The sequence below is a fragment of the Escherichia sp. AM3 genome (assembly GCF_032029835.1).
GTDB classification, from domain to species: domain Bacteria; phylum Pseudomonadota; class Gammaproteobacteria; order Enterobacterales; family Enterobacteriaceae; genus Escherichia; species Escherichia coli.
In genome coordinates this window covers 1-233 of the sequence record NZ_JAVUPQ010001333.1, presented here as the reverse complement: position 1 = coordinate 233, position 233 = coordinate 1, and the positions used below count along the sequence as shown (strand labels likewise).

Below are 233 nucleotides of genomic sequence, written 5' to 3'. Positions count from 1 at the left end.
CGTTTGCAGCAGGTAGTCGGCAAATTTCGTGGCGCGGCCTTCCCAGCGGATCGGCTGACCGGTCTGGTCAACGACCTGGCCATACAGAAACGGCTCTTTGGAGATGGTGATGTCATCGGCATCAGAGTAGAGGTCGATAGACCCCGGATCGTCGCCCATCAGCAGGGTTTTGATGATGGCCTGACGTAAATGCGCCGCAGGTTCAGTCCCTGCGATGGTTTCAACCGTAATCG

Annotated in this window: 1 protein-coding gene; it reads right to left on the bottom strand. The window is 57.1% G+C overall.

The window, feature by feature from the left end; translation table 11 throughout:
• Positions 1-233: murein transglycosylase domain-containing protein (locus RTW80_RS30935; protein ID WP_312722091.1), on the bottom strand; the 233-nt coding region annotated here is incomplete at both ends.